Source organism: Pseudomonas sp. J380 (genome assembly GCF_009827115.1).
Taxonomy (GTDB): domain Bacteria; phylum Pseudomonadota; class Gammaproteobacteria; order Pseudomonadales; family Pseudomonadaceae; genus Aquipseudomonas; species Aquipseudomonas paracarnis.
Genome location: NZ_CP043060.1, coordinates 1,327,331 through 1,340,302, shown reverse-complemented (window position 1 = coordinate 1,340,302; position 12,972 = coordinate 1,327,331). Strand labels below are relative to the sequence as shown.

The window sequence follows — 12,972 nt, the reverse complement described above, 5'->3', positions numbered from 1 at the left end:
GCTTGCCTGCGATGCAGACACCTCGGTCTACCAGCCAAACCGGGTTGATCCCTTCGCAGGCAAGCCAGCTCCCACCTTCAACCACGCTCGACAGGTAAGCCCGAGCGCCACCAAGCCCCTGTGGCCGCCATTTGATTCACCTCCAAGTATTTCCCAGACAAAAACACACCCCCCGGTTTTATAGCGCTTGACCTTCCCAGTATGGCAAGCCGGATAAAAACCCCAAGTGTCGGTTTGTCTTGAAAATTCCAAGGAGGGTGAACGATGTACACCAAACCAGTAAGCCTCATTACCGGGGCGTTGGCCGTAGCATTGATGCTCGGCGGATGCTCGGACAATGCGCCGCCAGCTGCAGCAGCCAAGCCACCCGGCGTGCCGGTCGCCCAGGTGGTGGCGCGTGCGGTGACGCCGTTTGTGGAGTACACCGGTTCGTTGACCGCCATCGACCAGGTTCAATTGCGACCGCGAGTCAGTGGCTATCTGCAAAGTGTCAGCGTGCCCGAAGGGCAGTTCGTGGCCAAGGGCAGTCCACTGTTTGTGATCGATCCGCGTATGTTCCAGGCGGCAGTGAACGCAGCCAAGGCACGTCTGCGCGAGGCCGAGGCCAATGCGTTGCTGGCCCAGGCCGAGCATGGCCGTGCCGAGCAGTTATATGCCAAGAAGGTGGTGGCACGTGATCGTCTCGACACCGCCGTTGCTTCGTTGAACGCCGGCAGAGCGCAGGTGGAGGCCGCCAAGGCTGCGTTGGATACAGCCCAACTTGACCTGAGTTACACCCGCGTCACCGCACCTATCAGCGGGCGTATCGACCGCGCCCTGGTGACGGAAGGCAACTATGTCACCCGTGGGGAAACAGCGCTGACCACGATTGTTTCCATCGACCCCTTGCATGTGTATTTCGATGTGGATGAACGCACCTACCTGCATTCGTTGGCAGCGACGCGGCAACACGCCGGGTCCAAGGGCGACCAAGCCGCCAAGGTCATGGTGGCGATGCTCAACGACACCACCTATGCACGGGCCGGTCGCGTGGATTTTCTGGCCAACTCGGCTGACCGCAAGACTGGCACGGTGCGCGTGCGTGCGGTAGTGGAGAACCCGGATGGGCGCTTGACGCCGGGGCTGTTCGCCAAGGTCAAGCTGGATACCGGCGCGGCGCAACCCCGGGTGTTGATTGCCGACCAATCCATCGGCACCGACCAGGGCCGTCGCTATGTGCTGGTAGTCGGTGAAGGTGATAAAACCGAATACCGCCCGGTGGAACTGGGCCCAGTGGTCGACGGCCTGCGGGTCATCGAACAGGGGCTGCAACCGGGCGAGCGCATTGTCGTCAAAGGGCTGGTGCGCCCCGGCATGCAGGTGACACCGCTGGCTGCCAGTATTGAGGGCAAGCCGCTTGAGGCTCCGCTGGCGGTGGGGGGCGTGCAATGAGCTTCCCACGCTTTTTCATTGACCGACCGATCTTCGCCATTGTCCTGTCGGTGTTGATGATGATCGGCGGCATCGTAGCCTTCTTCCATCTACCGTTGAGCGAATATCCCGCCGTCACGCCGCCCACGGTGCAAGTGACGGCGTCGTATCCGGGGGCCAACCCGCAGGTAATTGCCGAGACGGTGGCGGCGCCGCTGGAACAGGTGATCACCGGGGTGGAAGGCATGCTTTACATGACCTCGCAGTCGGCCACCGATGGCCGCATGATCCTGACCGCGACCTTCGCCCAGGGCACCAACGCGGACATGGCGCAGATCCAGGTGCAGAACCGTGTTTCGCGAGCTTTGCCGCGCTTGCCCGAAGAGGTGCAGCGCCTGGGCGTGGTCACGCAGAAAACCTCGCCGGACATCCTCATGGTGGTCCACCTGCTGTCCCCCGACCAACGTTATGATCCGCTCTATATCTCCAACTATGCCTACCTGCAGGTGCGCGATGAGTTGTCGCGCCTGCCGGGGATCAACGATGTGCTGGTGTGGGGCGCGGGTGAATACAGCATGCGCCTGTGGCTCGACCCGGACCTGATCGCCGCCCGTGGCTTGACCGCCGGTGATGTGATTGCTGCCGTGCGCGAGCAGAACGTGCAAGTGGCCGCCGGCTCGGTCGGCCAGGCGCCGGACTCTACTGCGGCGTTCCAAGTCACGGTCAATACCCTCGGGCGCCTGACGGACGAAGAGCAGTTCGGCGATATCATCATCCGCACCGGCGATAACGGCCAGGTCACGCGCCTGCGTGATGTGGCCCGTATCGAGATGGGCGCCGATGCCTACGCGCTGCGCAGCCTGTTGGACGGCGAGCCGGCGGTGGCCTTGCAGATCATCCAGAGCCCAGGGGCCAATGCCCTCGATGTGGCGCAGTCGGTGCGCGAGACCATGCAGCGTCTGCAAACCAACTTCCCCGAGGGGCTGGTGTCGCGGATTGCCTATGACCCCACCGTGTTTGTGCGCGCTTCGCTGGAGTCGGTGGCCATCACGCTGATGGAAGCGATCCTGCTGGTGGTGATCGTGGTGGTGGTGTTCCTGCGCAACTGGCGTGCGTCGCTGATTCCTTTGATGGCCGTGCCGGTGTCGATCATTGGCACCTTTGCGGTCATGCACCTGATGGGCTTTTCCCTCAATACCTTGTCGCTGTTTGGCCTGGTGCTGTCGATTGGCATCGTGGTCGACGATGCAATCGTGGTGGTGGAGAACGTCGAGCGGCATATCGAGAACGGCGAGGAGCCGATGCAGGCTGCGCGACGGGCGATGGGCGAGGTCACCGGCCCTATCATTGCGATCACCTCGGTGCTGGCGGCCGTGTTCATTCCCACCGCGTTTCTCAGTGGCCTGCAAGGCGAGTTCTATCGGCAATTTGCGCTGACCATCGCGATTTCCACTATCCTCTCGGCGGTCAACTCGTTGACCCTCAGCCCGGCGCTGGCTGGCCTGTTGCTGCGGCCACGGCATGCGGCCTTGGTGCATGACCCGCGCAGCCTGCGTGGTCGCGCCACGCGGCTGCTTGAGGTGCTGGGCCGGCCGTTTCAGCGAGCGCCACAAGCCTATGGCAATACCGTGCGCAAGGTCGTCGGCCGTCGCGGCGTGGCGCTGTTGGCCTACGGCGGTTTGCTCGCGTTGACCTGGTTCGGCTTCAACGCGGTACCGGCCGGCTTCGTGCCGATGCAAGACAAATACTACCTGGTCGGCATCGCCCAACTGCCGAACGCGGCCTCGTTGGAGCGTACCGATGCGGTGGTGCGGCAAATGTCGAAAATCGCCCTGGATGAGCCGGGGGTCGAGAGCGTCGTGGCGTTCCCGGGGCTGTCGGTCAACGGCTTCGTCAACGTCCCGAATGCGGCGGTGATGTTCGTGATGCTTGATCCGTTCAAAGAACGCACCTCGCCGGATATGACAGCGGTCGCCATCGCCGGGCGCCTGCAAGCCAAGTTCGCGAGCATCCCCGACGGCTTCCTCGGGGTGTTCCCACCGCCGCCGGTACCGGGGCTCGGGGTCACCGGGGGCTTCAAGCTGCAGGTCGAGGACCGTGGCGGCGTCGGGCTGGAGGCGCTGGTGCAGCAGACCCAGGTACTGATGACCAAAGCCACTGAGTCAGGCCAGGTGGCCGGACTGATGACCAGCCTGGACGTCAATGCGCCGCAACTGAATGTCGACATCGACCGCACCCAGGTCAAGAGCCAGGGCGTGCGACTGGCGGATGTGTTCGAGTCGCTGCAGGTCTATCTGGGGTCGCTGTACGTCAACGATTTCAACCGGTTTGGCCGCACCTACAAAGTCACGGCCCAGGCCGACGCGGACCATCGCATGCAGGCCGAAGCCATTGGCCGCCTGCAGGTGCGCAATGCCGCCGGGGACATGCTGCCGTTATCAGCGTTTGTCACGGTCACGCCGAGCTCCGGGCCTGACCGGGTGATTCACTACAACGGCTATCCCTCGGCGGATATCTCTGGCGGCGCGATGCCAGGGGTCAGCTCCGGGCAGGCGGTTGCGCTCATGGAGCGCCTGGCCCAGGAGGTACTGCCCGAGGGCGTGACCTATGAATGGACAGACCTGACCTACCAGCAAAAGCTCGCCGGCTCATCGGCCCTGTTTATTTTCCCGCTGTGTGTGCTGCTGGCTTATCTGATCCTTGCCGCGCAGTACAACAGTTGGCTGCTGCCGTTGGCGGTGTTGCTGATCGTGCCCATGTGCCTGCTCAGCGCAATCCTCGGCGTGTGGCTGGTGGAGGGCGACAACAACGTGTTCGTGCAGATCGGGTTGGTGGTGCTGGTGGGCTTGGCGGCGAAAAACGCCATCCTGATCGTCGAGTTTGCCCGCAGCCTCGAAGCCGAAGGCGCCAGCCCATTGGAAGCGGTGATCCACGCCTGTCAATTGCGCCTGCGCCCGATCCTGATGACGTCCCTGGCGTTTATCGCCGGCGTAGTCCCGCTGGTATTTGCCAGTGGCGCCGGCGCCGAGATGCGCCATGCCATGGGGGTTGCGGTGTTTGCCGGGATGTTGGGCGTGACGCTGTTCGGCCTGTTCCTGACGCCCGTGTTCTATGTGGTGATGCGCAGCCTGGCGCTGCGCGTGCAGCGTCAGGGGGCGAGTCCGACGGTGCAGCTAAAGGAGAGCGCATCATGAAACAGGCGTATCCAGCTTTTCTGTTGTCGTTGACCCTGCTGGCCGGTTGCGGCTCGGTTGGGCCTGATTACTCCGCGCCGGTGCTGCCTGCTGCGCAGCGGGCGACGAGCTTCGGCGCGCCCATCGCCGGGCTTGGTCCGGGCGAGGTCGAAGTGCAGTGGTGGCAAGTGTTCGACGAGCCGGCATTGAGCCAATTGATCCAACAGGCACTGGCTGCCAACCACGACATCGGCATCGCCGTCGCACGCCTGGACGAAGCCAAGGCGCTGTTGCGCGAAAGCCGCCAAGGGTTCCTGCCCAGCGGCGGCGCTGCCCTGGGCTACGAGCACCGCCAGCGTAGCGAGGTAGAGACCCCGTTCGGCGAGCAGCGCTCTATTGAAACCACCCGCGCGGCGGTGGATGCAGCCTGGGAAATCGACTTGTTTGGGCGCGTGCGTCGCTCGGTGGAGGCGGCCCAGGCCCAGGCGGGGTCGCGTCAGGCATTGCTGCGCAGCGTGCAAGCGAGCGTCGCGGCGACGGTCGCGGCAACCTGGTTCGAGTTACAAGGGATCGAAGCCGAACAGGCGGTGGTCGCGGATATCAGCCAGAGTCAGCGCGACAGCCTGGGCCTGGTGGGGCAGATGGTCAGCGTCGGCGCCGCCACCGAATTCGACCGGCTGCGGGCCGAGGCCTTGTTGCGCAATGTCGAGGCGGTAGCGCCTGACCTGGAGCGACGTCGCGCCAAGTCAACCAACGCGCTGGCGGTGCTGCTGGGGCAAGCGCCCCAGGGGTTCAAGCCACCGCTGGCCCGGCCTGGGCGTGAAACCTTGAACCTGCGCACGTTGCAGGTGGGAGACCCGGCCGGCTTGTTGGCGCGCCGCGCCGATATTGCCACGGCCGAACGCACGCTGGCGGCTGCGACCGCGCAGATTGGCGTGGAAACCGCTGGCTTGTATCCGGACATCCAGGTGCAGGGCTCTATCGGTTTACTGGCCGGAAGTCTCAGCGCCCTGGGCGATGCGGGCATGCAGTCGAACTTTATCGCGCCGGTGATTCGCTGGTCGTTGCTGGACACCGGGCGCGTACGAGCGCGGATTGCCGCCAGCGAAGCACGTACCCAAGCCGCGTTGATCGCCTATGACCAGACCGTGTTGCGGGCCCTGCAGGAAACCGATGATGCGTTCCAGGCTAACCGTGCGGCCGGCAACGCTCTGGGCTTGCGGCTGTTGGAGGCGGCGGCCAACCGTGAGGCAGCCAGCTTTGCGCGCGAGCGGTTTGCGCAAGGCGAGGGCGTATACCTGGATGTGCTTGAGGCCGAACGCGCGGACTTCACCAGCCGCCGGGCATTGACGGCGGCGCGCACGGAACAGCGCTTGGCGGTGGTGGGGATCTATAAGGCGCTGGGTGGTGGGTGGGAGATCTGTGAGAGGGCGGGGCAGGCGTGCCAGGGGGCTACGGTGTTGCGCTAACGTGGACCTGTGGGAGCTGGCTTGCCTGCGAAGGCGGCCCGCCAGCCGACGCCTATCTACCCGACACCCCAACGATCCAACTGTGGGAGCTGGCTTGCTCGCGAAGGCGGCCTGGCAGTCAACACAGCTGGATTGCGTACATATCCATTCCTGCGGTAACGCCCACTTAGGGTTCCGCCCTGACGGCGGCTCACTTTTGAAAAGAGCCCAAAAGTAAGCAAAAGGCTCTTGCCCCACCACTCGGCACCTCGCTTAGGCTCGGTGTGCCCGTAATCCGCCAGTGATTTGGGGGGCCGCCGCCACGCGCCATCCATGGCGCGGGGCGGCTAAACCGGCATCCCTGCCGGTTTACCCCCCAAATCCCTGTCGAATTCCGGCCAGCGTGGTTTAACGGGGCGCCTAAGATCAAAAGCAGATCAAGAGCGACTCGCTTCGCATCGTGGTTACCGTTGGCAGGCAAGATTTCGCGCCTGGACAGCTCTGCGTCCGTCATACTGGCAAGCATGACTTTCGACTCGCCTCTCGCCGCTTATCAACATGCCATCGCCCACCCAGGTTTCGTCGCCGACGACGCCCAGCGCCGGGCGGTACAAGCCTTGCAAGCCTGTCACGAGGCCTTGCATCAAGGGCGTTCGTCGATTGCCGGCGTTTACCTGTGGGGCCCGGTGGGGCGTGGCAAGACCTGGTTGATGGACCAGTTTTACCAAAGCTTGCGCGTGCCTGCGCGGCGCCAGCATTTTCACCACTTCATGACCTGGGTGCACCAGCGCTTATTCCAGCTCACGGGCACCCAGGACCCCTTGCAGGCGTTGGCCAGGGAGCTGAGCCAGGCGGTGCGCGTGCTGTGCTTCGATGAATTGTTTGTGAATGATATCGGTGACGCGATCATTCTCGGCCGCCTGTTCCAAGTGATGTTCGAAGAGGGTGTGGTGATGGTGTGCACGTCCAACCAGCCGCCCGACCAGTTGTATGCCGGTGGCTTCAACCGTGAGCGTTTCCTGCCGGGTATCGACGCGCTCAAGCAGCATATGCAGGTGGTGGCCGTGGACGGTGGCGAGGATCATCGCTTGCATCCCGGCGTGGGCATGCAGCGTTATTGGGTGAATCAACCCGAGGCACTGGCGGCGGTGTTCCGACAGTTGAGCCAAGGTCAAGCCGTGAACAGTGTGGCGGTAAGCGTAGGGTACCGCACCATCATGACGGTGCAGGCCAGTGACACCGTGCTTTGGTGTCGCTATGCCGACCTGTGTGAGCAGCCCCTGGCCGCGATGGATTTCATGCTGTTATGTGATCGCTTCCACGCCATCCTGCTAGGAGACGTCCCCAACCTCAGTGCACAGAAACGCCCGGGCCGGATTGCCCGTGGCACCGAAGACGGTGCCGAGCGCGTGGTGGCCGGGGATCGAGAGTTGCCACAGTTGTCGGTGCATGACGACAGCGTACGGCGTTTTATCGCGTTAGTGGACGAATGCTACGACCGCAAAGTGCCACTCTTTATCGACGCCGAGGTGCCGTTGCACAGCCTGTACACCGAAGGCTACCTGGAGTTTCCTTTCCGCCGCACCCTGAGCCGTCTGCAAGAGATGCAGTTGGAACGCTTCGCCACCTAGGAAAAATCGCCGCTCCAAAGCTCTTTGCACGCTTTGATGCGCGCAACCTTCGCATTTTCTGTCAGCGATTTGTCGCTTATCTCCTTCATCTACTGCCGACTCCACGCTTACAATCGCAGCTCTCAAAGGGAAACGATTCCCTGGTTGTCGCTATCGAGGAAGGAAATGGACACCCCAGACATCCTGGTGCTGCAAGCCAGCTATACCAACGCCGTGCACGCCGACGCCATTGGCCTGTTGCTCAACCATTACGCTGAAGATCCGATGGGCGGCGGCCACAGCCTGCCAGCCGATCTCTTGCAGCAGTTGCCAGCCGAACTGGCCAAGCGCCCACACGCGTTCAGTGTGCTGGCGTTCGTCGGGGGGAGCCAGCGGGATTGGTCAATTGTTTCGAGGGCTTTTCGACCTTCGCCTGCCGGCCCTTGGTCAATGTCCATGATGTGGTGGTGAAAGAGCAGTTTCGGGGGTTGGGGTTGAGCCAGAAGATGCTGCAAAAGGTCGAGGAAATCGCCCGGCAGCGCGGTTGCTGCAAGATTACCCTCGAAGTGCTGGAAGGCAATACTCTGGCGCAGGCGGCGTACCGCAAGTTTGGTTTTGACGACTCAGTGTTTGATCCGGCCCATGGGCGGATGTTGTTCTGGAATAAACCGTTGTAATAAATAACCGGCAAAAAAAAGGCGCCATTAAATGGCGCCCAATAAACCGTTTGCCAACGGAGCAGAATGGCGCAGGGTGCTACGGATTAAGTAAGCATTAACTCAGCTGTTCGGTTGCGCCTGTTCAACCGTGTCGGCCTTGACCGACTTGCCATCGGCGCTGGCAACTTGTTGCTCAGCCTTGCCGTGGGTTTTTTCCTGAATGAAGCTGAAGTTGTTGTAGAACTCCTTGGAGCGCTCTGCGCCGCCCTCTGCAAAGGCAGCGGCAGAGGTCAGGGTCATCAGGCTGGCCAGCATCAAGGTCGAGAGTTTCATAGTGGTATCCCCATTAAAGTGATAGGTGTCTGGTCGCTTCGTGATCAGATCATGGGGCGACTATGGCGTTATCTTATTAAGTGGGAATTAACGGGAGATGCCGTTGAAGTTAACAGTTTTGTTAACTTCAATGTGCGAGGCTATAACTTCCAATCCAACGCCAGCGTGACGGAACGCGGCTCGCCCTAATACACCCCGTTATAAAAACCCACGCGCTCGTAATATTTCTTATCAAAGAGATTATTCACGTTGACCGACGCCGAAACCTGTTCGTCGAACTGGTAGCGCGACATCAGGTTGACCACGGTGTAGCCCTGTTGCGTGATTTTCGCCCGGGTGGTTATTGGCCGGCCTTCGCTGTTGCGCTGCCCGGTCGGGCGGTTGCTGAAGTCGTAGGTTTCGCTCTGCCAGTTCACGGCGCCGCCCACCGTCAGTTTGCGCCAGGCGCCCGGCAGGCGATAGGCGCTGGAGATCTTCACCAGGTTCAAGGGTTGGCTGGTGTTGTTGCGTTTGTCAGAGCCATTGACCGAATGGGTGTAGGTGTAGCCGGCGGACAGGTTCCAGTCCGGCGTGATTTCACCGGCGGCTTCCAGCTCGAAGCCGTTGACCTTGTTACCTTTGCCGCCGGATTTGTAGTACTCCTCTCCCGTGACTGGGTTGGGCGGGACTGAGTCATCCCGCTCGGCGACGTTGTCCTGGGTACTCCAGAAGTACGCGGCGGCCAGGTTCAAACGCTCGTTCAGCACACTGCCCTTGAGGCCCACTTCGTAGTTACTGCCGACCACGGGCTCCAGGTACTTCTTGTTGGCATCACGGTAGTCCTGGGGTTTGAAGATGTCGGTATAGCTGGCGTAGACGGTGTACTGCGGCGTGATGTCGTAGAGCAGGCCGGCGTAGGGCGTCCACATATCATTGTGGGTCTGGCTGGTTTTGCCCGAAGCGGTCAGTTGGTCGTTGGCATTGTATTTGGGCTCTGCGCTTTCCAGCTCCCAACTGCCGTAACGGCTGCCCAGTACAGCGTGCAAGCGGTCTGTGAGGCTCAGCCTTGTGGCCAGGTAACCGGCTTTCTGTTGTTTCTTGCTGTGCTCGCCCTTCAGGTCGGTCACCTGGTCGGTGAACTTGCCGATGCTGCCCATGTGCTTCCAGTCCTGAATGGGGTAGTAGCTGGCTGGCAGGTCGCTGCGCATGAAGGGCGAGACATCCCGTTGAGCGGCTTCGCCATAGCCCATCATCAGCGCGTGTTCGCGGCCCAGCAGCGTGTAGCTGCCGGCCAGGTTGAGGTCGATGGCCTCCATGCGTGAGGTACCGCGCATATGGCTGGCCCAAGCCGTCATGCCGCTGCGGTCGGGGTTGGGGAAACCGGCGCCGCCGTAATACACCTTGCCATCGGTGTCGCTCTGGCGATGGGTATAGGCTGCCTTCAGGTGCCAGTCGCCGCCGAGCCGATGGTCGAGGGTGGCGAAGGTGGTCTTGTCGGTCAGCGGCCAGGAACTCCAGTGCGCCGCCATGTTGGTGGAGCGGGGCAGCCTGGCCTTGCCGCCCTGGCTGTTCCAGTAGGGCACGGTGCCCCAGGAGGTGCCTTGTACCTGTTTGTCCTGGTAATCAAAGCCGACGGCCAGCACGGTATCGTCGGAAAGGTCAGCCTCGAGAATGCCGTAGCCCACCGCCCGCTGCAGCCCATAGTTGTCACGAAAAGACTTGCTGTCGCGGTAAGCCAGCACGCTACGCCCGCGCAGTTTGCCGTCGAACGCCAGCGGGCCGCCCACGTCAACGTAGCTGTAGTAGTTGTCATGGCTGGCGCCACTGATGCCGGTCTTGGCCTGCCACTGGGCGGTAGGGCGCTTGCGCACCATGTTGACGGTGGCCGAAGGGTCGCCTGCGCCCGTGGTCAAGCCCGTCGCGCCGCGCACTACTTCGATGCGGTCGTAGATGATGGTGTCGGCGTCGGTCTTCATGTAGCCGAAAGTGTTGAGCATCCCGTCAATCTGGAAGTTGCTGATGCCATAGCCTCGGGCGGAGTAGTAGACACGATCGGAGTCGTAATGCTGAACGTTGACGCCCGTGGTCTGGCGCAACACATCCGTCAGGGTATTGAGATTGAAGTCGTCCATCTGCTGGCGTGTGATCACCGAGATCGATTGCGGGGTTTCCTTGACGGAGAGGTTCAGCCGCGTGGCGGTGCTCATCGAGCCAGTAGTGTAGGCACCGGTGTGCTCGGTGGTGGCGCCCAGGCCGTCGGCGCTGATGGTGGTCGCGCCCAGTTCCAGGGCTTTGGCGGGGGCTGTATCGGGGTCGGTGTCGGCCCGCGAATCCGGGCTCAGCGCCAGGCTGAACAGGCCGAGGGTGAAGGTCATGGAACGGGTGAAGGGCGCAAACATCGCTGCAGACTCCTTGTCGTCTTTGATACCTCCCCAGGCGGGGAGGGCTTGGTTCAAAGACGAAAGGAACTGCGGAACTTTAGGCTCAAACGAGAATGATTGTTATCTTTCTGTTACAAGGCCCTGGCTTACTTGGCCACCACTTCGGCGCCGTCGGCCTTCTTGGGCTTGATCAGGCTGAAGTCGATCAGCGCCTTCTGCTTGGTCTCGTAAGGGTTGCCGATCAACAGGGGGCGTGGCTTGAAGCTGTCGCTCACCAGGCTCTTGCTGTGGTCCAGCTCATCGAAACTCAAGCCTGCCATGTCGGCCCAGGTGTGGATCAACTGCGAACTGCTGTAAGGCCGCTGCAAGTCGCCGGCGAAGCTCCAGTCGTGACTTTCGCGCCATTTTGGCGAGGCGTAGGCCATGAACGGGATGGTGTACATCGGCGCGGTCGGCTTGCCTTCGTTACGGCCCAAAGTGTCGTGGCCGGCCGAGTCGAACACGTCTTCGCCGTGGTCCGAGAGGTACAGCAAAAAGCCGTTGGGGTCGGTCTTTGCGTAGTCCTTGATCAGGCTGGAGACTACGAAGTCGTTGTACAGCACCGCGTTGTCATAGCTGTTATAGGTCGGCAACTGCGCATCGCTGACACCCGCCGGCACGCCCTGGCGGTCGGTGAACTTGTCGAAGGTCTGCGGGTAGCGGTACTGGTAGCTCATGTGGGTGCCCAGCAGGTGCACCACGATGAACTTGCGTTCGGCGGTATCGGCCAGGGCCTTGGAAAACGGCGCCAGTACATCGCCGTCGTACTGACGGGCGTTCTGGTTGCGGTTGTTGTTCAGGTACACCTGCTCGTCGGCCTGTTCGGAAAAGGTCGTGAGCATGGTGTTGCGTTTGGTCATGGTCTGCTGGTTGGTGATCCAGAAGGTCTTGTAGCCAGCCTGTTTCATCACGCTGACAATCGACGGTGTCTTGAGGTACAGGTCCGGGTTTTCTTCGTCAGCGAAGGTCAGCACCTGTTGCAGCGCTTCAATGGTGTAGGGGCGCGGGGTGATGACGTTATCGAACACGGCCAGTTGGTCGCGCAGCTTGTCCAGCTCCGGCGTGGTGTTGCGCGGGTAGCCGTAGAGGCTCATGCGCTGGCGGTTGGTCGACTCGCCGATGACCAAGACAAGTGTGGACGGCTGGCCGGCCATGCTGTCCTTGAGGTTGTTCAAGGGCGGGATCTTGCTTGCACTGGTGAGCATGCCTTGCATGTTGTCCAACTGCTCGGTGTAGCGACGATAGGCGACGATCATCTGCCAAGGCACGGCAGGCTCGATGCGGGTTTCGAAACGATCGATGGCCAATTCCATGGTTTCGCTGGTGGCGATCTGCTTGACCAGTGGGTAGCCCACCACCGCCAGGACGATGGCAATGGCTGCCACGATGGACTGGCCGCGAGGCAGATACACCGGGCGCAAGCGCGTCCACAGGAAGATGGCGAAGGCGGTGTGGGCAATGAACGCCAGCACGATCCACCAGGCAAAGTATTGGGTGGCGTATTCGCCGGCTTCAGAGATGTTCGACTCGAACATGATGAAGATGACGCTCTGGGAGAATTCCTGCTGGTAAATGAAGAAATAACCCAGGCTCGCCATGGAGCAAGCCCACAGCACCACGCCGATCAAGGCGGCGAGCAGGCGCGTACGACGCGGAAACAGCAGCATCGGCGCCAGCCACAGCGCACTCATGAAGAAGGCCTGGCGGAAGCCACTGAAGCCGGAGGTGCCGGTCAGCTGGATAAGAAGTTGGGTAATACCCGAGAAATACCAGAAAAACAGGAATAACCAGCCAAGGCCGGCCCAATCAAAGCCTTTCGCAGTCGTCGTGCTGCGTTTGAACATCGCCATCCAGCGCCCCATCAGAAAAAGATTGTCGCGCGCAGGCGCGCAACATCGGGCCGCCCAGGAAGTGAGCGGCATCGCGGAACGGGAGTATCA

At 61.7% G+C, this 12,972-nt stretch carries 7 protein-coding genes and 1 pseudogene; 5 read left to right on the top strand and 3 right to left on the bottom strand.

Translation table 11 applies throughout. The features are described from left to right. Positions 1-264: 264 nt before the first annotated feature. The 5 genes and pseudogenes from FXO12_RS06050 (at position 265) to FXO12_RS06030 (ending at position 8,318) form a co-directional block, all read left to right on the top strand. The gene (locus FXO12_RS06050; RefSeq protein ID WP_057977510.1) at positions 265-1,431 is read left to right on the top strand and encodes an efflux RND transporter periplasmic adaptor subunit; all 1,167 of its coding nucleotides are present in this window, start codon (positions 265-267) and stop codon (positions 1,429-1,431) included. After that, positions 1,428-4,604 carry an efflux RND transporter permease subunit gene (locus FXO12_RS06045; protein ID WP_057977512.1) on the top strand — a complete coding sequence of 1,059 codons (3,177 nt, stop codon included), beginning with the start codon at positions 1,428-1,430 and terminating at the stop codon, positions 4,602-4,604. Before FXO12_RS06050 ends, FXO12_RS06045 begins: the two co-directional genes overlap by 4 nt. Continuing rightward, positions 4,601-6,052, top strand: coding sequence for an efflux transporter outer membrane subunit (locus tag FXO12_RS06040; protein WP_057977513.1), 1,452 nt, complete (start codon positions 4,601-4,603; stop codon positions 6,050-6,052). The genes FXO12_RS06045 and FXO12_RS06040 overlap by 4 nt, the downstream gene beginning before the upstream one ends. A gap of 503 nt (positions 6,053-6,555) precedes the next feature. Further along, positions 6,556-7,662 (top strand): cell division protein ZapE, encoded by a 1,107-nt coding sequence (gene zapE / locus FXO12_RS06035; RefSeq protein ID WP_057977535.1) that lies wholly within the window; start codon positions 6,556-6,558, stop codon positions 7,660-7,662. 165 nt (positions 7,663-7,827) lie between these two features. Next, positions 7,828-8,318, top strand: a pseudogene (locus FXO12_RS06030) (GNAT family N-acetyltransferase). Between the two features lie 102 nt (positions 8,319-8,420). Here the strand turns inward: FXO12_RS06030 and FXO12_RS06025 are convergent. The 3 genes from FXO12_RS06025 to FXO12_RS06015 form a co-directional block, all read right to left on the bottom strand. Continuing rightward, positions 8,421-8,633 (bottom strand): hypothetical protein, encoded by a 213-nt coding sequence (locus FXO12_RS06025; RefSeq protein WP_034127722.1) that lies wholly within the window; start codon positions 8,631-8,633, stop codon positions 8,421-8,423. Positions 8,634-8,818: 185 nt separating this feature from the next. Beyond that, positions 8,819-11,011: a TonB-dependent siderophore receptor gene (locus tag FXO12_RS06020; protein WP_160049592.1), complete on the bottom strand. Its 2,193-nt coding sequence runs from the start codon at positions 11,009-11,011 to the stop codon at positions 8,819-8,821. 128 nt (positions 11,012-11,139) lie between these two features. After that, a complete protein-coding gene (locus tag FXO12_RS06015; RefSeq protein ID WP_032892095.1) occupies positions 11,140-12,882 on the bottom strand; it encodes a phosphoethanolamine transferase CptA in 1,743 nt (580 codons plus the stop codon). Positions 12,883-12,972: the final 90 nt, after the last annotated feature.